Raw genomic sequence first — 24775 nt, 5'->3', positions numbered from 1 at the left:
GGGTACGGTGAGAGCATGGAGACGCGGGAGTTGCGGTACTTCGTCGCCGTCGCCGAGGAGTTCCATTTCGGCCGCGCCGCCGAGCGCCTCGGGATCGCCCAGCCGCCCCTCTCGCGGGCGATCAAGCAGCTGGAACGCCGCCTGGGCGTTCAGCTTCTCGAACGTACCAGCCGTACCGTCGAACTCACCGAGGCAGGAAAGGTCCTGCTCAGGGAGGGCCAGGCTGCCCTCGACGCGGTCGACGCCGCCGCCCGCCGCACCCGCCGCGCCGCCGCCGGGGAGCCGAAACTGGTGCTGGTCACGAAGGCCGGGGCATCGAGCGAACTGCTGCCGAAGCTCCTGGACGCCTACGCCGCCGAGCCCGGCGCGGTCGCCGTCGAGGTCCTGCTGTGCGGGATCGGGGAGCAGGAGCGGCTCCTTCGCGACGGCCGGGCCGACGTGGGCCTGCTGCACAGGCCGTTCGACTCGACGACCGGCCTGGACATCGAGGAGCTGAGCACCGAGGGCCAGATCCTGGTCCTGCCGAAGGACCATCCCCTCGAAGGCCGTACGGACCTGCGCATGGCCGACATCGCCGGCCTTCCGCTGCCACGCTGGCCGCACTGCGACGGCGGCTACCCCGACGGCCCGGGACCCGAGGTGCACGACCACGCCCAGCTCCTGCAGCTGATCGCGCTGGGGAGGGCGGTGGCCCTCCTGCCGGAGACCGCCCGGATCCATCTCCGCCGCGACCTCGCCTTCGTGCCGATCCTGGACGCGCCGACCGTCACCACCGTGATCGCCTGGCCGCCGCACAGCCGTTCCCTGGCCCTCGCCGGGCTGATCCAGACGGCCACCCGCCTTTAGAGCGGGAGCCATTTGTCGAGGCAGCGATAGCAGGTGCCTCGCGGGAGAATTTGGATTGTCACTATCCGTTTCTCAGGGCTGGCGCAGTTTCGCGGCGTGCGATCGGGCGGTGGTCGCGGTGGCGGCGTCACCGAGGGCTTCGGCCACGTCGGCGTGCTTGAGCCAGTTGAACGGGCTGGACGGTCGCACGCTGATCCGCTCGCTGACCAGGACGCGGGCCAGATCGAGGTGGCCGGAGCGGAGGGCGGCCTCCAGCAGGGTCTTCTGCACCGCGTCGCGCTGCGCGTGGCTGCCGCCGAATTCGTTGACGTGGTGCCTGACGGGGGCGAGGAGGTCGACGGCGGTGGTGTGGTCTCCGCGGCCGAAGGCCACCAGGGCGCGGCAGACGGGAAGGCCGACGCGTGCGGTCATCGCCTGGTTGGTGACGTCGGGCAGGGGGGCGGCCAGGTAGGCCTCGCGGTCGGCGATCAGCCGGTCGGCGTCGCCGAAGCGGCCGGCGCCGACGAAGGCCATCACCGCGTGCATGTCATTGAACGCGTAGAAAGGCTCCCGGGCTTTGGACGCCCATGCGTCGGCCAAGGCGTTCCACCTTGCGTTCTGGTCATCGCCTTCGAGAAGCAGGCGCCAGAGCAGGGCGGCGGCGTCCAGCAGTTCCATCGCGGTGCCTGTGGACTCCGGGCCGTGGAGTACGGCGTCGTAGATCTCCAGGGCCCGGGCCGTGTCTCCGGCCTCCAGTGCGTAGAGGGCGTAGTGCCACCATGCGTGCACGTTGAAGAACGTGCCGGTCGACCAGTCCGTCAGACGTTCGTCCAGGTAGGCGGTTCCTCGCCGGAATCGGCCTTGCATTTCGTAGGTGTGGACGACCGCGTGGATGCCCCACACGTCCTTGGGGTCGAGTTCGACCGCGCGCAGCCCCACCTCTTCAGATCGGTCGTAGTGCCCGGCCTCTTCCAATCCGAAGGCGTACATGCCGAGCAGTTGGCCGAAATGCCGGTCGGTCTCGCTCCATGCCGTCAGCGCACCGCCGACCCGGTCGCGCAACGCGCGGGCGTCGCCGGTGAAGTAGTCGATCTGATGGCCGACGAACAGCGCGAGGACGTCGCGTGGATACTCCTCGCTGATCTTGCCGAGCAAGCGGCCGCAGCCGGGGAAGTCGCCCGCCAACAGGCGGTCGACCGCCGCGACGTGTGCTCGCTCCCGGGGGAGGAGCCCGGAGCCGTCCACGCGCGACCGGAAGTGTCGGAACCGCTCCGCCGCGGCCCGCGCGTTGTCGGGCTCGGTGCTCAGCAGTTGGAGGTATGCCGACAGGACGTTGCCCAGCGGGAAGTCGGGATCCGCTTCGAGTGCCTGCTTCGCTTCGGCGTCGACCTCCGGGCGGAAGTGCAGCAGTTCGTGGATGGCGTTGTCGTAGTGTTCGAGTGCGGTGCGGCTTCCCGTACCGATGGCCTGCCCGTGCTCGTCGGCCCTCATGGCTGTCCGGGGTCCGCCGGACGCTCGACGTCCGCCCACAGGCTGGGCAGGTTGACCACGATTCCCTCCTGCGTGCTGCGGGCGATGACCACGACTGCCTCCTCGTCGGGGGAGGGGTTCTCTTCACGGTGCGGGACATAGGGCGGGACGAAGATGTAGTCGCCAGGCCCGGTCTCGACTCGGACCTCCTCGGTGCCTTCGGCGAAGACGAAGACCGGGCGGCCGGAGACGATGTAGATCGCCGTTTCCGCCTCGCCGTGGTGATGGTCGCCGGAACTGGTCGCGGGCCCGACGTGGGTACGGCCCATCCAGAGCCGCTCCGAGCCCACCCTCCTGCCCGAGATCGCCTCGTACCTTCGCATTCCCGATGTCTGTGCGGTGTCGGGGTCCAGGTCGGCGCCGCGGACATGCTCGATGCGGCCATGCCAGGCCGCCGCCCCCCGTGCGTGATCAGTCAATTGTGTCCCTTGTTGGCCGTTCCGGTGGGGAAACCCGGCGTGGCCCGGGTTCCTCGCGCCGTGCTCGTGGACGTCGCCGGCGGCACAAAGCGGCAGTGATCTCCGCGGGCCTGTGCACCGTCCACTCCGAGAGGGCGCGGAGTGTAAGCGGAAGAGATTCTTGTGAGGACTGTTCAGCCTTGCATGCGATAAACCGTCCGGGCAACGGGCCCCGCCGGGTGGCCTGGGGCAGTACCTGAGTGGCTGCCCGGGCGCGAGAGCCTGCGTGGGGGGAGCCGTGGCCTGCCCGCATGGACGCGCGGTCTGGCGACCCTGGCCTTGGCATCGGTGTCGGACGAGTTCCGACCGGGACCCGGCCACCCCACCTGCGGACGGCCGTGCCTTGGAGGCGGCGCGGGGGGCGGACGCCGGAACATTGCCACCGAGATCGCCGGTGGGAGGCGGCCTGCCTCGGCTTCGCCAATCGCTCCTTCCCTGCTGCCGGGCGTCCGCTGTGGGATAAGGTATCGCCGGTTTTGTAGGAAAAGTGTCGCGGGGGATGTCGTTGCAGGGTGGCCGGCCTTCTGGTGATCTCACGCCCGAGCTGCTTCGCTCACCGCTCTGGCACGACCGGCAAGTGGAAGCCGCCGGAATTCCGTTGTACGACGTGCCAATGGTGTCGGTCGGGGGCGGGATCGGCACGTTCACGCTGGTGGACGTGCTGCGGATCCAAGGCGTTCCACCGGGTTCGATCCGGGTGCTGTCCAGCCGGGACGCGCCGTGGCAGTCGTGGGAGTACCTGACGCGGGTTTCGCAGCTGCCCGCGGGCGAGCGGATCCGCTCCGACGCCGGAGCGCGCCCGGACAACATCTGGGGGTTCCCCTCGTACGCGCTGCACGAGGCGTGGCGGGACAAGTCGGTGAAGCTGCTCCTGCAAGTGCTGACCGAGCCGGTCCTGTCCGACTTCTTCAGCCCGCGTGCCGCGACCGTGTTCGAGACGATGCGCCGCGAGGCCGACCGGGTGTCCTACTGGGAGATGCTGGCCAAGGGACAGGTGCGGATGGTGCGGCGCCGGGCGGGCGGCGGTTATTTCACGGTTCTGACGCCGCCGCCTGGCACCACGGCTACCAAGCGGGTGGTGTTCCGGTCGCAGTACGTGCACCTGGCTGTGGGGTACCCGGGCCTGAAGTTCCTGCCGGACCTGCAGGAGTTCCGCGAAACTCACAACGACTACCACCGGGTGGTCAACGCCTATGAGCCGCACGAGCACGTCTACGAGGCGCTGAAGTCGCGTCCCGGGGTGGTCGTGGTGCGCGGTGCGGGCATCGTCGCCTCCCGCGTGCTGCAGCGGTTGATGGACGACCGGGAGAAGTACGGCCTGCAGACGCAGATCGTGCACATGTTCCGCACGTTCGTGACGAGCGCGCACGGCCCCGGCCCGCGGATGCGGCGCAAGGGCGGCGATGGGTGGGCCTACCAGGCGTTCACGCTGCCGAAATCGGCGTTCGGCGGGCAGTTGAAGGCGCAGTTCCGGCGGGCCGGCCCCGAGCGCAGGGCCGCGCTGTCCAAGATGGTCGGCGGGACGACCACGCCGCGGCTGCGGCGCTGGCAGGAGCAGATGCGCCGGGGGAGGAAAGGCGGCTGGTACCACCCGTTCCAGGCGGTGGTCGACCGGGTCGAGCCGGCGCCGGACGGGCGGCTGGTCAGTCTCACCCGCAGCGGTGACGGGCGGCTCGGCCGCTACGTCTCCGACTTCATCATCGACTGCACCGGGCTGGAGGCCGACATGCCCGAGCACCGGGTGCTGGCCGATCTGCTGCGGTTCGGCGGGGCCCGGCGCAACGGCGCCGGGCGCCTGACGGTCGGAGAGCACTTCGAGGTGCTCGGTGCCGAAAGCGAGGGCGGCGTGCTGTACGCCTCCGGCGCGGCCGTCGCGGGCAACCACTTCCCCGCCGTGGACAGCTTCCTGGGGATGCAGACCGCGGCGCTGGACATCGCCGCCGACCTCGCCCGTCGCGGTTTCTGCTCGCGCCTCGGGCCGGTGCGGTCGGTAGGGCAGTGGGTCAGGTGGGCGGCCGGACGCCCAGTCTGACCGGGTTCCCCGTGGCCCGGCCACCGGGTACCTCACCGCCCCGTCCCCCGACGTCAGGAGTGCTCCCATGATCCCCACCCTCGCCGGACGCCTGCAGACGAGGATCTTCGTGCTGGCCACCGTCGGCGTCGTGCTGACCGGCCTGATCGTGCCGGTGCTGCCCGGCACGTCCGGGTCGATCGGCGCGACCTACAGGACGGCTTACCTGATCCTTCTCGCGGTCATCGTGGTGGGCCTGGGGTGGGAGCTGGTGTACCACCTGCTGATGCAGTTCCGCTGGGACAAAGACTGGCCGACCCTGTTCGGCCTGGTCACGATCGTGCCGGAGGGGCTGGTGATGTGGCTGCTGGTCGACGCAGGGCTTGTCCCCGGCGGCGAGCATGTCGCCGCGTCCACGTTCTGGACGATGTTCACGTTCGTGTGGCTCGGACAGTGGCTCTTCGTCAACGGCCCGATGCGGGTGCTGTTCGTGCAGTGGAGGCTGCGCGGCGGGCGGGTGCTGTGAGTGGCGGGCCCCGGGGGGGTCGCCCGGCCGCTGGCCGGGGACGGGCTGGTCGCGCAGGAGGGCGAGCTGTCGCTGGTGTGCGCCGCCCCGGACGCGGTGACCGCGGCGCTGGTGGACGGGCTGCTGGCCGCGCTGGAACAGGTCGCCGCCGGCGGCGGTGACGGTCCGGCGCTGGTGCGCCGCGCGGCGCGGGTGCTGGCGGCGCAGCACGGGAACCGTCCGCTGGCCTGCGCGCTCGCCGGCCCCGCAGGGCGGACCGGGTTCGCGGTGCTGGTCAGCGGGGACGCCGCGGCGCGGGTGATGCTCGCCGATGGGCGCGAGGTCCGGATCGGAGGCGACCCGCACGGGGCCGCCGACCGGGTCGTGGAGGGCCCGGTGGCGAGCCTGGAGCTGACACTGCCCGGCGCGGGACGGGCCGAGCCGCGGCTGCGGCTGGGGTCGGGCGTGACGCGCGGCGGGGGGCTGCGCCGGTCGGTGCGGCGCCCGGCGGGGGACTCCGCGGCGCGGGCCGACCAGCCGGCGGCGGGCGGGCCGCGGGCCGTCGCGCCTGAGCAGCTGAGGACGATGCTGGACGAGGCCGCCCCGCAGGAAAGGGTCAGCCTTATCCGCAAACAGCCCAAACGGCGTCCGGGCGGCCCGCCGGTCCTCGGCGTCAACTGCAAGAACGAGCATTTCAACGATCCGCGCGCGCATTACTGCGCCGTGTGCGGCATCTCGATGCTGCAGTTGACGCTGTTGCCGTTCCGCGGCCCGCGGCCGCCGCTCGGCGTGCTGCTGCTGGACGACGGGCAGACGGTCCCGCTGGAGGACGACCAGCTGATCGGGCGGCTGCCCGACCGGGCCCCGGAGGTGACCGACGGACGGGCGCACCCGCTGCGGATGGCCGACGCCGAGGAGTCGATCTCGCGGCGGCACGCGCTGGTCCGGTTGGAGGAGTGGCAGGTCAACGTCGTCGACCTCGGCTCGGCGAACGGCACCGCCGTGCGCGGCCCCGGCGAGACCGAGTTCGTCCGGCTCGCGCCGGACGCCCCGCTGGAGCTGGCGCCGGGCGCGACCGTGCGGGTGGGGCTGGCGCGCACGCTCCGCTTCGAGTCCAACCGGAAGATCTGATCCGGTCCGGGGGGATTCAGACGGGCACCGGACAGGGCGTCCCACGTCCCCTCGGTCAGTCTCGACCATGATCGACATCGGCCGCTGTCCCGGCCGTGTCCCCGAAAGGAGACAGATGCGAACACGTCCCATGGGCGGCATCACGTTCGCCCACCCGCCGGCCTTCTGGACCGGGTTCCTGGCCTGCGTGGCGGGGGTGGCGCTGCACCTTCCGATGTACATCGGCTCGGCCGACATGCACTACCACATGCGCGGGATGGCGATGGACGCCCCGATGGTCACCGGTATGGCGCTGATCGTCGTGGGGCTCGCGCTCACCACCTACGGGCTGCTCCCGCGAGGGCTCGCGGCGTCCCGGCGCGAGGGCGCGGCCCGGATCCGTGCCGCGCACGACGCGCCGTTCCGGCCGGCTCACATCGGCCTCGTCCTGGTGATGACGACGGCGGTGACGATCGACGCGATGAAGCCGATCACGCTGTCGTTCGTGGCGCCCGGGATGGGCAAGGAGTACGGGCTGAAGTCGGCGCTGAACCCGGGCGGGCATTGGCCGGTCGCGCTCCTGCCGCTGTTCGGCCTCACGGGAACGGTGCTCGGGTCGTTCCTGTGGGGGTGGCTCGGCGACCACATCGGGCGGCGGTCGTCGATCCTGCTGGCCGGGGTGATGTTCGTGACCACCGCGGTGTGCGGGGCGATGCCGTCGTTCTGGTGGAACCTGGCGATGTGCCTGATGATGGGGCTGGCCGCCGGTGGGATGCTGCCGATCACGTTCTCGCTGCTGGCGGAGATGATCCCGGGCCGGCACCGGGGCTGGGTGATGGTGCTGATCGGCGGGAACCTGGCGCTGGCCTACTCGATCACCAGCTCGCTGTCGTCGGCGCTGGTCCCGCACTACTCGTGGCGGATCCTTTGGCTGCTGGGGATGCCGACGGGCGTGCTCCTCATCGCGCTGAACCGCTGGATACCCGAGTCGCCGCGGTTCCTGCTCGCGCACGGCCGGGAGGACGAGGCCCGCGCGATCATGGCACGGTACGGCGCGGTCGAGGCGCCCGCCGCCGACCCGGACACCGACGCCGCCGAGGAGCGCAGGGAGGCCGCGCACGGCGCCGGGTTCACCCCGCTGTTCCGGCCGCCGTTCGCCGGGCTCAGCATCGCCGTGGTGGTGCTCGGCCTGGGCATCGGGCTGGTGACCTACGGGTTCCAGTTGTGGATCCCGTCCAACCTGCAGAAACTCGGACTGGCGCAGAAGACGGCGGACGCGGCGCTGCGCGACTCCTCGCTGCTCGGGCTGCCGCTGGTGTTCGTCGCCGCCGCGATGTACGGGCTGTGGAGCGCCAAGAAGACGATCATCATGTTGACCGCCCTGGTCGCGGCGGCCCTGGTGGCGTTCTCGGTTTCTGGCGAGCATCTCGCGCACGACCGTGCCTGGCTCTATGTGCTCCTGGCCGGCCCGATCGTGGGCACCGCGACGATCGCGGCTGTCCTGGCCGCCTACAGCTCGGAGATCTACCCGACGCGGATCCGCTCGCGCGGGTCGGGACTGTCGGCGGGCGTCGGCAAACTCGGCGGCGTCGCCGTCACGGTCGTGCTGGTGGCGGGCGCGACGGTGCCGTCGATCAACACGACCGCGTTGCTCGGGGCGGTGCCGCTGCTGCTCGCGGTTTTGGTCGTCGCGGTGTTCGGCGTGGACACCAAGCGGACCGCCGGCGCCGCCGAGGGTGCGGCCGTCCAGCCTGCCGACGCCTGACACACCGGCCAGGACCCAACGGTGCCCCTGCCCGACAAGCCAGCGGTGCCCACATGCGTTCGCATACTGCCTGCGGTCCCGGGCCGCCGCGGAGGACCGTCAGGGCCGGGGCGGCCTCGGGGTGCCCGGCGCCGCCGGGAGCGTGGGGCGCTGGCTGTGGCTTCAGCGCCAGCCGAGTTCGGGTGCGACGTGGGTCAGGATGTTCTCCAGGACGTGTGCGTTGTAGTCCACGCCGAGCTGGTTGGGGACCGTGAGCAGGAGTGTGTCCGCGGCCTGGATGGCCTCGTCGCCCGCGAGCTGCTTGACCAGCACGTCCGGCTCGGCCGCGTAGGAGCGCCCGAAGATGGCCCTGGTGTTCTCGTCGATCATCCCGATGTGGTCGTCAGAGTCGGCGTCGCGGCCGAAGTAGGCACGGTCGAGATCGCTGGTCAGCGCGAAGATGCTGCGGCTGACCGACACGCGCGGCTCGCGTTGGTGCCCGGCGTCCTTCCACGCCTGCCGGTAGGCCTCGATCTGCTTGCGCTGCTGGACGTGCAGCGGCTCGCCGGTCTCGTCGTCCTTGAGCGTGGAGCTTTGCAGGTTCATGCCCAGCTGGCCCGCCCACACGCTGGTGGCGTTCGAACCCGAACCCCACCAGATGCGGTCGCGCAGTCCCTCGGAGTGCGGTTCGACGCGCAGGAGCCCTGGCGGGTTGGGGAACATCGGCCGCGGGTTCGGCTGGGCGAAGCCTCTGCCCTGCAGCACCGTGAGCAGGACCTCGGTGTGCATGCGCGCCATGTCGGCATCGGTGTCGCCCTCGGACGGCTCGTACCCGAAGTACCGCCACCCGTCGACGACCTGTTCCGGTGATCCCCGGCTGATGCCGAGCTGCAACCGCCCACCGGAGATCAGGTCGGCGGCCCCGGCGTCCTCGGCGAAGTACATCGGGTTCTCGTAACGCATGTCGATCACGCCCGTGCCGATCTCGATGCGCGAGGTCTTCGCGCCGATCGCGGAGAGCAGCGGAAAGGGCGAGGCCAGCTGCCTGGCGAAGTGGTGCACACGGAAGTAGGCGCCGTCGGCGCCCAGTTCCTCCGCGGCCACGGCGAGATCGACCGACTGCAGCAGGGCGTCCGCCGCCGACCGGGTCCGCGACCCCGCGGTGTCACTCCAGTGACCGAACGAGAGAAAACCGATCTTCTTCACACCCACGTCAACCGTCTCAGCGCCCACGAGATTCCAGCACGGCCGACCACACGCCCACCCCGCGCTCGTCGACCGTCGCACATCAGGACCAGCGCGATCACCCGGCATCGGCCGAGAGACCGGCCAGATCCTCGACGATCAGGCCTCATCGGGGGACTCGTCCCTGCGCATCCCGCCTCATTGCGATCGGGGGTCGCTGGGCAGGACGCGGTCGAGTTGGCCGCGGGAGGTGATGCCGAGCTTGGTGAAGACCTTTCGCAGGTGGTACTGGACGGTGTGCGCGCTGATGTAGAGGCGGGTGCCGATCTCGGGGTTGGACAGCCCGTCGCGGGCCAGGCGGGCGATCTGGGCCTCTTGGGCGGTCAGTTCCTGCTGCCTGGTGGGCCGGGCGCGTTGGTGGGCGGTCGCGCCGGTGGCCCGGAGTTCGCGTCGTGCCCGTTCGGCGAATCCCGCCATGCCCATGGTTTCGAGCATGTCGTGGGCGGTGCGCAGTTGCTCGCGTGCGTCGAGGCGGCGGCGTCGGCGGCGGAGCCATTCCCCGTACAGGAGGTGGGCGCGGGCGAGGTCGGGGCGGAGCCGGGTCTTGCCGAGGCGGGTGATCGACTCGCGGTACAGGCGGTCGGCCGTCTCACCCTCGGTCAGCAGCGCGCGCGAGCGGGCCAGAATCCCGAGTCCCCAGTCGGTGTCGGTGGCGCCGGCCATCTCCTCGAGACGGTCGCCGGCCCACGCCGCGGCTTCGGCCATGCCGGTGCGGGCGGCGGCCTCGATGAGTTCGGGTACCGCCCAGACCAGCGAGCCCAGGTCGTCGTCGAAGGCGCAGGCGCGTCGCGCCGCCGCGGCGGCCTTGTCGTAGCGGCCGAGGCCGTTGTTGAGCATCGCGTTCGCCCATTCGGCGAAGGTGATCCCGACTCCCTCCCCGCGCCGGGCCGCGTCTTCCACGGTGGCGTCGATCAGGGCCAGTGCTCTGGCCTCATCGCCGCGGAGCGCGGCCAGGCCGAAGGCGCCGTAGGGCGCGAGCCCGCTTCCGGTCGCCTCTTTGACCGTCTGGATCTCGTCGGTCAGCGTCACCGCGGCCGTCAGATCGCCGGCGAGCAGCAGGGCGTAGGTACGGGAGGTCAGGGCGAGTGGAAGCTCGCTGAGCGCTCCGGTGTCGCGGGCCAGCCGGACATGGCGGACGGAGAGCGCGTCCCAGCGGTCGTAGTCCCAGACTCGCAGCGCCGCCGAGGTGGACGCCAGCCACAGCCAGTGCAGTTCCTCTTCGGCCGACATGCCGTCACCGAAGACGGCCAGGGACTCGCGCAGCAGCGGGAAACCTGCCGCATACCCGTCGTTGAAATGTGCGGTCAGGCCGTCCAGGAGCAGGTCGGGTGCGCGCGGGGCGTGTGCTGCCGGCGGAGCCGTACGGGCCTGGCGGGCCACCTCCAGGATGCCGCTGCCGGGTTCGGCCAGCCGACCGGTGAAGATCGCGGCCGAGATCGCGTCGAGGTACGTCGCGCGGGACAGCTCAGGGTCGACGGGTTCGAGTTTCTCGGCCGCCCGCAGCAGGAGCGGCGGGGCCTGCGCCCCTCGGCTGGTGATGAACGCGAGCTGGGCTCGCATCAGGTCGATACTCGCCCGCTGGTAGCGGCCGAGCGGCCCGGACTCCGCCATGGCCAGCAGATCCCGCGCCGCGTCGAGCGCACCCGCCTGGATCTTGGCTTGGGCGGCGGCCAGCGCCCGCTCGGCTCGTCGCGCCGGATCGAGCGTGAGTGCGGCCGCCTGGTTCAGGAACGCGGCCGCCGCGGCGAGGCCGCCGCGCGCGAGCGCTCGCCCGGCCGAGCGTTCCAGCTCGGTCGCGATGTCCTCGTCCGGGCCGGGGGCCGCTCGCGCCTGGTGCCAGGCGCGCCGGTCGGGATCGAGCTGCTGGTCGGTGACTTCGGCCAGGGCCTGGTGCGCCCGCTGCCTGTCGTGGGTGGACGCCGAATGGTAGGCGGCGGAGCGGGCCAGCGGATGGCAGAACCGCACGCGGGTGCCGAGCTCGGCCAGGCCGGCGTCGGCCGCGGGTGCCGCCGCGCCGGCGCCGATCCCGAGCCTGACGGCCGCTCTCCAGACCAGCGCCGGATCGCCGGTCGGGTCGGCCGCCGCGAGTGACAGTAGCCGCCGGGTCTGGTGCGGAAGCGCGCCGATGCGCCGCCGGAAGCCTTCCTCGATGCTGCCCGCGAGCGGTGCCGGGCCGGGGAGGCCGAATCCGCCGGCCAGTTCCGCCGCGGTCAGGCCCCGCGGCAGCTCCAGGAGTGCCAGCGGGTTGCCGCGCGTCTCGGCGATGATCTGATCCCTGATCCGCCCGTCGATCGGCCCGGTCAGTACCGAATCCAGCAGCGTGCGCGCGCCCTCGTCCCGCAGGCCGGTGACCGCCAGCTCCGGCAGCCCCGCGAGGTCGACGCTCGGCGTCCGGGCCGCGAACACCAGGCCGACCGATTCCGATCCGAGGCGCCGGGCGGCGAACGCCAGGGCCTGCGCCGAGGCCTGGTCGAGCCACTGCTCGTCATCGACCAGGCACACCAGCGGCCGTTCCTCGGCGACCTGGGACAGCAGGCTGAGTACGGCAAGGCCGATCAGGAACCGGTCCGGCGGCGGCCCGGTGTTCAGGCCGAACGCGGTGCGCAGCCCATCGCGCTGCGGCGGCGGCAGGGCCTCCAGCCGGTCCAGCATGGGCGCGCACAACTGGTGCAGGCCGGCGAACGCCAGTTCCATCTCCGACTGGACGCCGGCGGCGCGCGCCACCCGGCAGCCCGGGGCGTGCTCGGCCAGGTAGTCGAGCAGGGCCGTCTTGCCCACACCGGCCTCGCCATGCAGCACCAGCGCCCGGCTTTCACCGACCTGCACGATCGCCGCGACCAGCTGGTCGAGCGCTCCGCATTCGGCGTGACGGCCGGTCAAGTCCGCGTCGCCTCCGGGCAGATGCACGGCTGACACGCTATCCGGTCGGCCGGGGCACTACCCGTCATGGCTACCCGGCCGGGGGATGCCGGACCGTCGCCGCCGACTCAGGCTGAAGGCATGACAACCGTCCATCACCGCTACGCGACCGTCAACGGTCGGCGGCTGTTCTACCGGGAGGCGGGTCCGGCCGCGGCGCCTGCCGTAGTGCTGCTGCACGGCTTCCCGACCAGCTCTTTCATGTTCCGCCATCTGATCCCGCCGCTGGCCGACCGCTATCGCGTGATCGCCCCCGACCATCTCGGGTTCGGCCTGTCCGACGCGCCCGCCGCCGACGAGTTCGACTACACCTTCGACGCCCTGGCCGGGCTGACCGAGGAGCTGCTGGACCAGCTCGGGGCCGACCGGTACGCACTGTACGTCCAGGACTACGGGGCGCCGGTGGGCTGGCGGCTCGCGCTGGGAAATCCGGATGCGGTCACCGCGGTCATCACCCAGAGCGGCAACGGCTACGAAGCGGGTTTCGCGGAGGAGTTCTGGAAGCCGGTGAGGGAGTACTGGCGCGACCAGAACCCGCAGACCGAGGCGGGCGTACGGCAGGCGCTGACTCTTGAGGCGATTCGTTGGCAGTACCTGCACGGCGTGCCCGATGAGACCCTGGTCAGCCCGGATACCTGGAACCACGACTTCGCCCAGGTGTCCCGGCCGGGCAATGATCTGGTGCAGTTGGCGCTGCTCGCCGACTACGCCGGCAATCTGCCGCTGTATCCGAAGTTGCACGCCTGGCTCCGGGCCAGCGGGGTGCCGGTGCTGGCGGTGTGGGGCCGGGGCGACGAGATCTTCCGGCCCGAGGGCGCGCTGGCGTTCGCGAAGGACGCGCCCGGCGCTGAGATCCACCTGCTGGACGCAGGCCACTTCCTGCTGGAAAGCCACCTGGACGTCGCCGCGGCCCACATCCGCGGGTTCCTGGGCAGGACGTTGCCGTGACCGGACTGCTGGACGGTCAGAGCGTGCTGGTGGTGGGACGGGCCGGTGGAATCGCCCGCGCGGTCGCGGTGGCCGCCCGCGACGCGGGCGCACAGGTCATCGCCGCCGGCCGCGACAAGGACACCCTGGCCGCTGCCTACGCCGGGGAGCCCGCCATCAGGACCGAGACCGTCGACGTGACCGATGATTCCTCGATCGCCGCACTGGGCGAACGGCTCGGCGGCATCGACCATGTGGTGTCCACCGCGTCGGCGCGAGCCCGGGGACGGCTGGCCGACCTCGACCGGGAGGCCGTCCGGCTGTCGTTCGACACGAAGGTGATCGGCCCGCTCATGCTGGCCAAGCACCTGGCCCCCCGGATGACCGAGGCGGGATCGTTCGTCGTCTTCTCCGGCGTCGCCGCGGTGAAGATCACGGCCGGCACGCTCGGGGTGGCCGTCACCAACGGCGCCGCCGACGTCCTCGCCCGTTCCCTCGCACTGGAACTGGCCCCCATCAGGGTGAACGCCGTCTCTCCCGGCGTGATCGACACCGGAGCCTGGGACGCCTTGGGCGAACAAGGCAAGGCGGACTACTTCGCCGAGATGAGCGCCCGTAACCCGGCCCGGCGCGTCGGCACCGCCGCCGACGTCGCCGACGCCGTCCTGTACGCCATGACCAGCACCTTCCTCACCGGCCAGACCCTGCACATCGACGGCGGCGAACCACTTTCCTGACATCACCGAACTACCGGAAAGGAGCCTGACGATGGGTCTTTCCTGGCAGCAGGGCCCGCTCGGCCTCGGCGCGATCGGCCACTTCCTGGTCCCCGGCCCGCTCCCGGAGCGACTGCTGTTCGCCGAGCCGCTGCGCCGGCGGATGCGGGTCCGGTACGGCGGTGTCTGGATCGCCGACAGCGAGGACGTCGTGCTGCTGCACGAGCCCGGCCGCTACCCGGTCGCGTACTTCCCGCTCGGCGACATCGCCGACGGCGCGCTGGAGCCCGTCGAGCACGTCACGCACCACCGCGACCTGGGCCCAACCTCCTGGTACACCGTGCGAGCGGGCGCGCACAGCGTGCCGCGCGCGGCCTGGCGGCACACCGACCTGCCCGGCCACGCTGGCGGCCTGAAGGGACGGGTGGCCTTCGCGTGGCGGGCCATGGACGCCTTCTACGAAGAGGACGAGCGGATCGTCGGGCACGCCGCCGACCCCTACCACCGCATCGACATCCGCCAGACCAGCCGCCATCTCGTCGTGCGGCACCAGGAGCGGGTCATCGCCGACACCAGGCGCCCGCTGGTCCTCTACGAGTCGGGGTTCGCGCCCCGCTGGTACGTTCCCCGCGCCGACATCGCCGCCGACGCGCTGACTCCGGCGAAGGGCCAGACCTTCTGCCCCTACAAAGGCCTGTGCAGCTACTACAACATCGCCGACGCCCGCAAGGCGGCGTGGTCATACGAGGACGCCTGGACCGAGGTGCGGCGCATCTCCGGCATGGTCTCCTTCGAACCGGACAAGACCGAGATGGAGCTGGACGGCACCCGGCTGAGGCTCGAGCCCGGCCAGACCGTCCTTCCGCACGGCGTCGACCGCGACCTCACCCTGGACGAGGCGGGTTCCGGCGGGCAGCCATGACGGGCACCGCCAGGCCGGTGCTGCTCTCGGTGAACGTCGGCATGCCGAAGGACGTGTCCTGGCAGGGCAGGACCGTCCACACCGGCGTGTGGAAACACGCGGTGGCCGGGCCGGCGACGGTGCGCCGGCTGAACATCGACGGCGACGGTCAAGGCGACAGGGACGGGCACGGCGGTGAGCAGCGGGCCGTACTCGTCTATCAGATCCAGTCGCAAGAGTACTGGCGGCGCTACTTCGGCCGGGACGACTTCGGCTACGGCCATTTCGGGGAGAACCTCTCCGTCGACGGCCTGCCGGACGACGAGGTCTGCATCGGTGACCGGTACCGGATCGGCACGGCCGAGTTCGAGGTCACCCAGCCACGGGTCACCTGCTACCGGGTGGGCCTTCGGACGGGCGAGCCGGAACTGCCCGCGTTGCTGGTCGCCCACCACCGGCCCGGCTTCTACATGCGGGTCGTCCACGAGGGGCGGATCCAGGCGGGGGACCAGATCATCAAGACCCGGACCGGTCCGTACGGGGTGACCGTGGCCGAGGCCGACGCGCTGCTCTACCTGCCCGGTCGCGACCCCGCCAGGCTGCTCGACGCGTCTCGGATTCCGGCGCTGAGCCCCGGCTGGCAGGGATCGTTCCGGGACCTGCTGGCCGCCGCCGCCCAGGACACCGTCCCGGGATGGACGGGGTTCCGGCCGCTTCGCGTGACCGAAGTGGTCCCCGAGACCGGCGCCGTGTCGTCGATCTACCTGGCCGCGCCGGACGGAAGCCCGCTGCCCGCCGCCCGGGCCGGTCAGTATCTGACGCTGCGGATCCCCGGCGAGGGCCCGCCCGCTCCGGTGCGCAGCTACTCGCTGTCGTCCGCTCCCGATGCCGGCACCTACCGGATCAGCGTCAAACGGGAGCCGCACGGCCTCGTCAGCCGCTATCTGACCGGCGGCGTACGAGCGGGTGCGGTCCTCGATGTGGCGGCGCCTCGGGGCGACTTCGTCCTCGACAGTGGCACCGGCCCGGTCCTGCTCATCTCCGCCGGGATCGGCGTCACGCCGGTGTTGTCCATGCTGCACGCACTCGCCACCGCTCGCAGTGACCGCGACATCTGGTGGCTGCACGGTGCCCGGGGACCCCGCGAGCATGCGCTGGCCGCCGAGGCGCAGGCTCTGCTCGCCTCTCTGCCGCACGTCCACCAGCACGTCTTCTACAGCGCCGCCACACCCGCCGAGCGGAGCCTCGCCCACGCCGCGCCTGGACGCCTTACCGAAGACACGCTGAGGGCGCTGGCCGTACCGGCTGACGCCAGCGCGTACATCTGCGGGCCGGCCCCGTTCATGACCGACATTCGCGAGGCTCTCACCGGCCTCGGCCTCGACGCCGGTCGCATCCGCACCGAACTGTTCGGGGCGCTGCCCTCGACCAATCCCGGGCTCACCGGGCAGCGCCGCAGGCCGCCCCACCCGCCGCCCGGGCCCGCCGGAACCGGCCCGGAGGTCGTCTTCGCCCGCAGCGGTATCTCCGTGCCGTTCGCGACCGGACGAGGCAGCGTGCTCGACCTCGCCGACGCCTGCGATGTCCCCACCCGCTGGAGCTGCCGTACCGGCGTGTGCCACACCTGCGCCACGCCCCTGCTCTCCGGCGACATCGCCTACGCGCCGGACCCGCTGGAACCCCCGCCCGACGGGCAGGTGCTCATCTGCTGCGCCAGGCCCCGCACCGACATCGTCCTGGACATGTAGGCGAGGAACACCATGACGATCGACGAGAAGCCTTTCGCCGTAAGCCCGGGCGACGGCCCGGTCCCCGCCGTCCTCGTCCCCAGGACACCAGGACAGACCAGCATCAACGCCTTGATCCGGCACGCCGTGACCGCCGCGGCACGCCTGGCACTCCGCCGGGCTTCGACGGGAGGAACGATGTCCGACATCCCGGCCGATCTGAAGTACAGCGACGATCATCTCTGGGTCCGGCCCGACCCCGGCACCGGCCTGGTCCGGGTCGGAGTGACCGACTACGCCCAGCAGTCCCTCGGTGACGTGGTCGCCGTGACCCTGCCCGGGCCCGGTGACACGGTCGAGGCGGGTGAGGCCTGCGGCGACATCGAATCGGTCAAGAGCGTCAGCGACCTGATCACGCCCCTCACGGGAACGGTCCGTACCCGCAACGACGACCTTCCCCGCATGCCCGAACTCGTCAACACCGACCCGTACGGCCGGGGCTGGATGTTCGAGGTCGAAACCGATCCGGCGACGCTGGACGGGCGACTCGCCGCCCTGATGGACGCCCGCGCCTACCGCGACCTGGCAGGCGCCTGATGGACTACCGGCTCCAGGTCGTCACCCTGTCCGTCGGCGACGTCGACCGGGCGGCGGCCTTCTACATCCGGCGGGCCGGCTTCACCCTCGACGTCGACTACCACCCCGCCCCCGGCTTCCGCGTCGTCCAGCTCACGCCGCCCGGATCGTCCTGCTCGGTCCAGATCGGTGTCGGCCTCACCGACGCGGCACCCGGATCCGCACGTGCCACCTACCTGGCCGTCACCGACATCGAAGCCGCCCACCGCGAGCTCACCGAACGCGGCGTCGAGATCAGCGCCATCCGGCACAAGTCACCTATCGACGACTGGAAAGGCGATTGGCGGCCGGGGACCGACCCTGAACGCCGCGATTACGCCAGCCTCGCCGACTTCGCCGACCCGGACGGCAACGCCTGGGCGATCCAGGAGATCGGCTTCCGCCCGTCCCAAGCCGCGGGCGGCGCGGAGCCACATCACACCGAGCCGAGAGAAGGGATGACACGATGAACAGGTCACCAGCGGAAGAGACCTACGACGTGATCGTGATCGGCACGGGGCCGATCGGGCAGACCGTCGCCGACCGCGCCCGTGCCGCCGGGCTCAGCGTGGCGGCGGTGGAGCGGGAGCTGGTCGGGGGTGAGTGCTCGTACTGGGCGTGCATCCCCAGCAAGGCGATGCTGCGGCCGGTCGTGGCGGCCGCCGACGCCCGCCGCGTCGCCGGAGCACGCCAGGCCGTGACCGGGCACGTGGACGCCTCCGCCGTGTTCGCCCGCCGGGACGAGTGGGTGAGCGACTGGACCGACGACGGGCAGGCGAACTTTCTCAAGAGCATCGGCGCCGACCTGATCCGCGGGCACGGACGGCTCGACGGAGCCCGCCGGGTCGCGGTGGAGACACCGGACGGAGCGACGGTCACCCTGACCGCCCGACAGGCGGTGGCGATCTGCACCGGGAGCCGCCCGGTCCTGCCAGAGCTGCCCGGCCTGGCCGAGGCGCGTCCCTGGACCAACCGGGAGGCCACCGACGCGCACACCGTCCCCGAACGGCTCGCCGTGGTCGGCGGCGGTGGAGTCGGAGTGGAGATGGCCAGTGCCTGGCAGGGGCTGGGCTCGTCCGTCACGCTGCTCGCCCGGACGGACGGACTGCTGCCCCGGATGGAGCCCTTCGCCGGGGAGATGATCGCCCGCGCGTTCACCCAGGCCGGGATCGACGTGCGGATCGGTACCACCGTCACCGGGACACGCCGCCCGGGCGGCGCCGGGCCGGTCACTCTGAGCCTCGGAGACGGTGCCGACCTGGAGGCCGATGAGGTGCTGTTCGCCACTGGCCGCCGGCCCCTGACCGACGACATCGGCCTGCAGACAGTCGGCCTGGAGCCCGGCTCGTGGCTGGACGTCGACGACACCTGCGCCGTGCGCGCTCTCGGCGATGGCTGGCTGTACGCCCTCGGCGACGTCAACCATCACGCACTGCTCACCCACCAGGGCAAGTACCAGGCTCGCATCGCCGGCGCCGCGATCGCCGCTCGCGCCGCGGGGCAACCCCTCGACACCGCGCCGTGGGGTGCCCACGCGGTCACCGCCGACCACCGCGCGGTCCCGCAGGTGTTCTTCTGCGACCCGCCGGCCGGCTCGGTTGGCCTGACCGCCGACCAGGCCGAACGCGCCGGGCACCGGATCCGCGTGGTCGACGTCGATCCCGGGCGGAAGGTGGCGGGGGCCGGGCTGTACGCCGACGGCTACACCGGGCGCGCCCGCATGGTCGTCGACGAGGACCACGGCCACCTGCTCGGCGTCACCATGGTCGGGCCCGGCGTCGAGGAACTGATCCACTCGGCCACCGTCGCCGTCGCCGCACAGGTACCCGTCGCCCGGCTCTGGCACGCCGTCCCGTGCTTCCCGTCCATCAGCGAAGTCTGGCTCCGCCTCCTCGAGGCCTACCGCGGCTGACACGTGCGCGGTTCCCCGGAGCGCAGAGGTGGGATCCCTCCGTGCCCCCTCCACGGGCTCCCCCCTCCTGCGCGGTCGGTACGAGGGGCGTGTCCACGAGGTGTTCGGCGAGGAACCACGGCGGCATGCCAGGGACCAACGAGCGTTCATCCGTCCGGGAGGCCGTGCACGGGCGTGCGGCGGAGCAGAAGATCGTTGGCGGCCTGCCGCGGCGTGCCCGGCGAGGGGCCGGCAGGGTGATGCTGGTGGACGGCGAGCAGGGGAGCGGCAAATCCCTGCTTCTCCGCGATTCCGTCGACGAGGCGGCGGAGAAGCGATTCTGCGGTCAGTGGGAGGCTGCTGCGAGCAACGTTCCGAGCGCCATGGACACCGATGACGCGAAGGGCACCCCGGGCGGGAGCCGGTCACGGGCCCAGCCCGGGCCCCCGACCACCACCTGCAGCGCGGGATTCGTGGTGGCCAGGTCGGTGAGCCAGGACGGGTCACCGGTCTCGGACGTCTGCGACCACACGAACGCCGCGCGCGCCCCAGACCGTCTGACCGCGGCTGCCAGGGCCGATGCCGGCACCCGCGCACCCAGCATGAGTCTCGCCGCGCCGGTCTCGGCCAGGGCGGCCGCCAGCACGAGGAGCGGCAGGGTGTGCTCCTCGTCCGGGGCGCATGCCAGCACCACGGGACTGCGAAGCCGGCCTGCTGAAAACTGCGCCTGAGGCGACGTCACTGCAAGGAGACAGCGCGACACCACGGCCGACAGAAGGTGTTCCACCTCTATGTACTCGCCGGTTGTCGAATGCCTGCTTCCGAGGTCGACGAGGACCGGTGCGATCACCTGTTCCCACGTCGCAGTGACGCCCTCTTGCCGCAGGGCTGATTCCAGGATGCCGGTCATCACGAGCTCGTCCAGCGCCATGGTCGCATCCGCGAGGTTCCGGATCCGCGAGGCTAGCGAAGCGGCGTGCTCGATGGCAGAGATGTCCAGAGCACCGTGTGCGGCGGCCGCGTCGTGGCTCCGTGGTTCCTGCTCCTGTCCGTGCGGCGTCCGCAGGACCGCCTCGGCCGCCTCCGCCGGCGGCGCTCCCGCGGAGATCATCTGCTGCATGGTCTCCAGCCGGGCAACGTCGGCCGGGGTGTAGCGGTGCTGCCTTTCAGAGCCGCCGCCCGTCGGGCCTACGCCGTAGTGGTGATCCCAAGTGCGCAGGGTGGAGGGCGCCACGCCCAGACGACGCGCGACCGCCGCCACCCCGAGCCCGCTCATGTCGGGACCCGGCTCCCCACCTGTCAGGTCGTCCATGCTCACTCCCTACCCAGGGTGGCCCGCGAAGAGCGCGCTTGCCCGCCCACGGACGCGGGAGCCTCGCCGGGCTGCTGGACAGAAGACAGGTGAGAAGCCCGAAGTCTTTCGTCCTCTAAGGACGTTGGACACTTCGGCGGCTGGGCTGGGGTTGCGGCGTCTCTGTTGGTCGTCTGCTCAGTCGTCGTCGTCTCGTGCGGCGGCGGCGATCGGCTCGAGTTCCGCGACCAGCTCGTCGAGTTCGTCCGCGCTGAGTACGTCGTACGGCGGTGCCGCCAGCTCGTCGGTGAGGGTCTCGATCCGCTCCTTGGCCTCCCGGCCGACGTCGGTGAACGCGCCGTCGGCGGTCACGAGGCCGCGGCCGCGCAGGCCGTCGACGACGGCGGCCAGTTGCGCCTTGGGCAGGTGGTGGATCCGGCCGAACTCCTCGGCCCTCATGCCGAGGGAGAGAGCCATGAGGACGTGGGCTTCGGTGCCGCCGATACCGTGCGCGAGGAGTGCGGCGTTGTGGCCGTCCCCGCGGTGCTCGCGCAGCAGCGTCGCCGCATGCCAGAGCCTGGCGACCGGTTCCTCGGGGACGTCGAGCGCCCGGAGTCCGGCGTACAGTGCCCGCCCTTCGGTCGGCGCGCTGACCGCTGCTCGGGTGGCGAGATCGGCGGCCCGCGCCAGACCGGGGGAGTCGGCGAGCTGCCCGATCATCTGCCGCAGCGCGGCGGCGCTGCCCCGCTCGCGCACGGCGATCGCCTCCTGCGGGGTGATCTTCCCCCAGACCCACGGGATGTGCCGCGCCACCTCGCCGCCGGCGAAGTTGTAGAAGACCGCGTGCACTACCTCGGCTGATGCCTGCCCCAGCGGCGCGGCCCGGCCGGCGAAGTATCCGTCCCAGTAGTTGCGCATGCCGAGGGCCAGGAACGCCTCGTTCGGGATCTCGGAGTAGGTGACGGTGGCGATCGGCTCGACGAGCTCGGACATCCGGTGGACCTTGGCCTGTGAGTGCTGCATCGGTCGGCGCCTCCTGTGATCGCGACGGCCGCCCCTGTGGACGGCCTCTCAACCTGGCTACGAACAGCGCGGCCCGAATCCGACAACTTCGGCCGAACGAGGGGGTGGGGGCTTCGGTCCGGGTGGTGGGGATCAGTCGGCAGCCACTGGGAGCAGGGAGTAGAGGGTCATGCCCTGGTAGTCCTGTCCGCCGGACACCTCGAAGTTGCCCTGGAAGGTGAACTCGCCGTGCACGAAGTTGAGCCCCTTCCACGGGCGCTCGTCATTGCCGATGTTCACGTGGTAGGCGGTGCAACGCCCGATTTCGGGCTTCTCGTTCTCGGGAAGGCCGCCCTCGCAGGCGGACCAGACCTGGAAGATGACGTTGTCGTGTTCGGCGCCGCTCACGTCGATGGCGGCGCCCTTCCCGTCGGTGATCTTGAGGTCCATGTCGAGGCCGACCTTGAGCCGCACCTTGCGGCCGATGTTGTTCTTCAGGAACGAGCCGAAGCCGGAGCGGCTCTCGCTCAGATCGGCGACCGACCCCTCGAACGAGGGCCGGGAGGGGGCGGTCACCGTCGCGCCGGCGGCGGGACGGCCGGTGGGCGGCCGGTCGCCGTTGTCGCCGTCCCCGCCCCCGAAGTAGCGGAAACCGACCGCCGATCCCAGGACCAGGACGGTGGCCGCGGCACCGGCGAGGATTCCTGCGCGGCGCCGCGCTCCCTTCCTCCCGTGGCCGTCCGGTACCAGTCCCTGGCGCACCGCTGTTGCCACGTCCGCTGGGACTGGCTGCGCTGCCAGCGCGGTGATGTGCTGGTAGGCGGAGTCACTGGCGAATCCGTCCTGCAGGCCGCCTGGAACGGCAGGACGGTCACTGACAGCGGTTGTGGACGTTCGCGCAGGTGCCCTGCATGCCGCGGCCAGCTCTTGTGAGGTCGGCCGATCAGCGGGGTCCTTGGCCATCGCCGCCGCCAGCGGTGCCGCCAGCTCGGCGGGCAGCCCGGCCAGGTCGGGTTCGTCGTTGATGGTGCGCAGCAGCACCGCTTCGACCGGGCCCGCCCCGAACGGCGGACGGCCGGTGGCGGCGTAGGCGATCGTCACCCCGAGGGAGAACACATCGGCGGGCGGGCCGAACGCCTGCTCGCGCAGAACCTCCGGCGCGACGTAGCCGGGGGTGCCGTTCCAGCCCCCGGTGCGGGTGATCTGCGTCTGGTCCTCGCCCCGCGCGATCCCGAAGTCGATCAGTCTGGGGGCGTCGGGGGCGAGCACCACATTGGAGGGTTTGACGTCGCGGTGCTCCACCCCCTGGGCGTGCACCTCGGCCAGGCCCGTGGCCAGCGCGGCCAGCAGCCGCACACAGGTGCCGACGGGAGGCGGGCCGTACCGCTGCACGGCCTGGCGCAGCGTCGGACCGGGCACATACTCGGTGGCCAGCCAGTACGGCTCCTCGACCAGGCCAGAGGCGACCATCGCCGCCGCATACCGGCTGCGCACCCGCGCCACGGTCTGCGCCTCCCGCCGGAACCGCGCCAGCATTTGCGGGTCGTCCAACCCCTCGCGCACGACCTTCAACGCGATGTGCCGGCCCCCACCGGCCAGCGCCAGATAGACCAGCCCCATCCCGCCCTCGCCCAACCGGCCCAGCAGCGGATAGCCGCCGATCGCGGCCGGATCAGCCGGACGCAGCGGCTGCACGGCGCACCCCCGAGAAGACCAAGATCATGGCGCGCATGATCGCAGTCCCGGCGGTCGCATGTCATCTCGGTTCTTCGCCCCGGCGACCGGAAGGCGCGTCGAGGCCCGGAACCCCTGGTGACCCTGGCGCGGGGGCATCTGACGTGGAGGGTTCTGTCTCACGGTTTTGCGACTACGCCGTGAACACCCGGAGGCGCCCCTGTCTCAGCCTGCGCCCGGCACACGCCTCCTAGGCGACCAGTTCGGAGCGCGTCGCCTCGCCCGTGTGAGCGTGTCCCGCGACGGCCGGCGGCGGGCCGTCCGGCGTGGCGCGGGCCGTGCGGGCCCACGCTGGTCCCTCCTTGCGAACTCCCGGGTGTCTCTTGACGTGCATTGGAGCGAAGTATACAAACGTTCATACACCAAACGAGGAGGCCGTCTTGGTCACTTACCGGATGGACGGGATGTCCCGGCGAGGGTTCCTGACGGGCGCCGCGTCGGCCGCCGCGCTCGGCGCGCTGGGCCTGGGCGCCGCGGCGTGCGGGAGCCCGGCGGGCGGCGGCGCGAAGGCGGCCCGGATCGGCTGGGTGGAGCCGAAGACCGGCCGGCTCGCCGCCGCCTACAAGCCGATCTACGTCGGCGCGAGGCTCGCCCTGGAGGACGTCAAGGCCGCGGGCGGGATGCTCGGGGAGGCCGTGGAGGTCTCCGAACACGACGACAAGGGGTCTCCGGCCAGCCAGCCCGCCGTGGCGCAGCGGCTCATCCGGGACGAGCCGACCTTCGTGGTCGGCCCGACGGGGAGCTCACAGGTGCTGGCGTCGGTGACGGCGCTCGCCCGCGCGAAGCTGATCCAGTCGGCGTGGGGCGGCGCGGAGCTGCTCGGGGACGGCGACCGCTTCCCCCACCACTACCAGCTCGTCTACAACACCACGCAACAGGCGAGGGTGGCGGCGCGGTTCCTGCACGAGGTCCGCGGGCTGCGCAGGATCGGCATCATCGTGGAGAACTCGGAGTTCGGTACCTCGATCAGGGACGCCGTCGTCCGGACGCTGCGGGACGCCTACTCCACCAAGCCGGTCGCCGTCGAAGTGTTCGAGGTGGACGCCTCCGACATGACGCCGTTCGTCCGCAACCTGGAGCGCGCCGGAGTGGACGGGCTGGGCCTGTTCACCGGCCAGCCGCAGGCCACCGTCCTGATCCTGCGGGCGATGGCCGCGAGCGACTTCCACCCGGTGATCGTCTCGCATGACCTCAACTACATCGACGCGCTCGGCGAGTTCCCCCGCGCGCTGCTCGACGGTTTCTTCGGCACGACCTACCGGGGGCTCACCTACACCGGCGAGGAGAAGCCCTCGGACGAGGTGCGGAAGCTGGTCGAGCGCATCAACAGGCATCCGGACACGGCGGGCCTCGGGTACTCGGCGGTGACCAGCCCCTACTACGACTACATGATGCTGATGGCCAAGGTGGTCGAGGACACCCGGAGCCTCGATCCGGCGAAGCTCAAGGCCGCGCTGGACAGGGTCAGCGGCCATGCGGGCATCCGGGCCAAGGTCTCGTTCACCGCGAAGAGGCACTCCGGCATCGCCGACGAGGACATCACCATCGGCACCCTCATGTCGGCGAAGGAGCCGGAGAGCCTGGGCGGGGTCCTGCGGCGCCGCGCGGACGGGGTGTGACCGCC

The 24775-nt window shown here is 71.6% G+C and carries 20 protein-coding genes; 13 read left to right on the top strand and 7 right to left on the bottom strand.

Annotation, left to right across the window (positions count from 1 at the left end; translation table 11 throughout):
* The first annotated feature begins 15 nt into the window (after positions 1 to 15).
* Complete coding sequence (locus BJY14_RS02985; protein WP_179842175.1) at positions 16 to 846, top strand: LysR family transcriptional regulator; 831 nt, start codon at positions 16 to 18, stop codon at positions 844 to 846.
* 72 nt (positions 847 to 918) lie between these two features.
* Here BJY14_RS02985 and BJY14_RS02980 read toward each other — a convergent pair whose 3' ends face one another.
* Positions 919 to 2316: a tetratricopeptide repeat protein gene (locus BJY14_RS02980; protein ID WP_179842174.1), complete on the bottom strand. Its 1398-nt coding sequence runs from the start codon at positions 2314 to 2316 to the stop codon at positions 919 to 921.
* Positions 2313 to 2678: a cupin domain-containing protein gene (locus BJY14_RS02975; RefSeq protein ID WP_246395769.1), complete on the bottom strand. Its 366-nt coding sequence runs from the start codon at positions 2676 to 2678 to the stop codon at positions 2313 to 2315. The genes BJY14_RS02980 and BJY14_RS02975 overlap by 4 nt, the downstream gene beginning before the upstream one ends.
* A gap of 742 nt (positions 2679 to 3420) precedes the next feature.
* Between BJY14_RS02975 and BJY14_RS02970 the strand changes: the two genes are divergently transcribed.
* From BJY14_RS02970 to BJY14_RS02955, 4 genes are all read left to right on the top strand, one after another.
* Positions 3421 to 4845, top strand: a complete 1425-nt coding sequence (locus BJY14_RS02970) for a hypothetical protein (protein ID WP_312879774.1) — start codon at positions 3421 to 3423, stop codon at positions 4843 to 4845.
* A gap of 67 nt (positions 4846 to 4912) precedes the next feature.
* Positions 4913 to 5350 (top strand): hypothetical protein, encoded by a 438-nt coding sequence (locus BJY14_RS02965; protein ID WP_179842171.1) that lies wholly within the window; start codon positions 4913 to 4915, stop codon positions 5348 to 5350.
* Positions 5351 to 6460: an FHA domain-containing protein gene (locus BJY14_RS02960; RefSeq protein ID WP_179842170.1), complete on the top strand. Its 1110-nt coding sequence runs from the start codon at positions 5351 to 5353 to the stop codon at positions 6458 to 6460.
* Between the two features lie 115 nt (positions 6461 to 6575).
* Positions 6576 to 8204: an MFS transporter gene (locus tag BJY14_RS02955; RefSeq protein ID WP_179842169.1), complete on the top strand. Its 1629-nt coding sequence runs from the start codon at positions 6576 to 6578 to the stop codon at positions 8202 to 8204.
* Between the two features lie 162 nt (positions 8205 to 8366).
* Here the strand turns inward: BJY14_RS02955 and BJY14_RS02950 are convergent, their stop codons facing one another.
* Positions 8367 to 9395: an LLM class flavin-dependent oxidoreductase gene (locus BJY14_RS02950; protein ID WP_446678443.1), complete on the bottom strand. Its 1029-nt coding sequence runs from the start codon at positions 9393 to 9395 to the stop codon at positions 8367 to 8369.
* A 171-nt stretch (positions 9396 to 9566) separates the two neighbouring features.
* Positions 9567 to 12335, bottom strand: coding sequence for a helix-turn-helix transcriptional regulator (locus BJY14_RS02945; RefSeq protein ID WP_312878934.1), 2769 nt, complete (start codon positions 12333 to 12335; stop codon positions 9567 to 9569).
* A gap of 39 nt (positions 12336 to 12374) precedes the next feature.
* On the opposite strand from BJY14_RS02945, the gene BJY14_RS02940 reads away from it, so the two are divergent.
* From BJY14_RS02940 to BJY14_RS02910, 7 genes are all read left to right on the top strand, one after another.
* Positions 12375 to 13295: an alpha/beta fold hydrolase gene (locus BJY14_RS02940; protein ID WP_246395765.1), complete on the top strand. Its 921-nt coding sequence runs from the start codon at positions 12375 to 12377 to the stop codon at positions 13293 to 13295.
* Positions 13292 to 14011, top strand: a complete 720-nt coding sequence (locus BJY14_RS02935) for an SDR family oxidoreductase (protein WP_179842167.1) — start codon at positions 13292 to 13294, stop codon at positions 14009 to 14011. Before BJY14_RS02940 ends, BJY14_RS02935 begins: the two co-directional genes overlap by 4 nt.
* A 31-nt stretch (positions 14012 to 14042) precedes the next feature.
* Positions 14043 to 14912, top strand: coding sequence for a DUF427 domain-containing protein (locus tag BJY14_RS02930; RefSeq protein ID WP_179842166.1), 870 nt, complete (start codon positions 14043 to 14045; stop codon positions 14910 to 14912).
* Complete coding sequence (locus tag BJY14_RS02925) at positions 14909 to 16639, top strand: MOSC and FAD-binding oxidoreductase domain-containing protein (RefSeq protein WP_179842165.1); 1731 nt, start codon at positions 14909 to 14911, stop codon at positions 16637 to 16639. The genes BJY14_RS02930 and BJY14_RS02925 overlap by 4 nt, the downstream gene beginning before the upstream one ends.
* 177 nt (positions 16640 to 16816) lie before the next feature.
* Positions 16817 to 17215: a glycine cleavage system protein GcvH gene (gene gcvH / locus BJY14_RS02920; protein WP_179849134.1), complete on the top strand. Its 399-nt coding sequence runs from the start codon at positions 16817 to 16819 to the stop codon at positions 17213 to 17215.
* On the top strand, positions 17215 to 17703 hold the full coding sequence (locus tag BJY14_RS02915) for a VOC family protein (protein WP_179842164.1): 489 nt from the start codon (positions 17215 to 17217) through the stop codon (positions 17701 to 17703). Before gcvH ends, BJY14_RS02915 begins: the two co-directional genes overlap by 1 nt.
* Positions 17700 to 19145, top strand: coding sequence for a dihydrolipoyl dehydrogenase family protein (locus BJY14_RS02910; RefSeq protein ID WP_179842163.1), 1446 nt, complete (start codon positions 17700 to 17702; stop codon positions 19143 to 19145). The genes BJY14_RS02915 and BJY14_RS02910 overlap by 4 nt, the downstream gene beginning before the upstream one ends.
* A 325-nt stretch (positions 19146 to 19470) precedes the next feature.
* Here BJY14_RS02910 and BJY14_RS02905 read toward each other — a convergent pair whose 3' ends face one another.
* The 3 genes from BJY14_RS02905 to BJY14_RS02895 form a co-directional block, all read right to left on the bottom strand.
* The gene (locus BJY14_RS02905; RefSeq protein WP_179842162.1) at positions 19471 to 20436 is read right to left on the bottom strand and encodes a MerR family transcriptional regulator; all 966 of its coding nucleotides are present in this window, start codon (positions 20434 to 20436) and stop codon (positions 19471 to 19473) included.
* A 177-nt stretch (positions 20437 to 20613) separates the two neighbouring features.
* On the bottom strand, positions 20614 to 21438 hold the full coding sequence (locus BJY14_RS02900; RefSeq protein WP_179842161.1) for an SCO6745 family protein: 825 nt from the start codon (positions 21436 to 21438) through the stop codon (positions 20614 to 20616).
* Between the two features lie 132 nt (positions 21439 to 21570).
* Positions 21571 to 23112, bottom strand: coding sequence for a serine/threonine-protein kinase (locus BJY14_RS02895; protein ID WP_179842160.1), 1542 nt, complete (start codon positions 23110 to 23112; stop codon positions 21571 to 21573).
* 419 nt (positions 23113 to 23531) lie between these two features.
* Here BJY14_RS02895 and BJY14_RS02890 point away from each other — a divergent pair, with 419 nt between their 5' ends.
* Positions 23532 to 24770 carry an ABC transporter substrate-binding protein gene (locus tag BJY14_RS02890; RefSeq protein WP_179842159.1) on the top strand — a complete coding sequence of 413 codons (1239 nt, stop codon included), beginning with the start codon at positions 23532 to 23534 and terminating at the stop codon, positions 24768 to 24770.
* The last annotated feature ends 5 nt before the right edge of the window (positions 24771 to 24775 follow it).

This window comes from Actinomadura luteofluorescens, from assembly GCF_013409365.1.
GTDB lineage: Bacteria > Actinomycetota > Actinomycetes > Streptosporangiales > Streptosporangiaceae > Spirillospora > Spirillospora luteofluorescens.
Note: the sequence above shows the minus strand (reverse complement) of the source record. Positions and strands in the feature narration are given on the sequence as shown.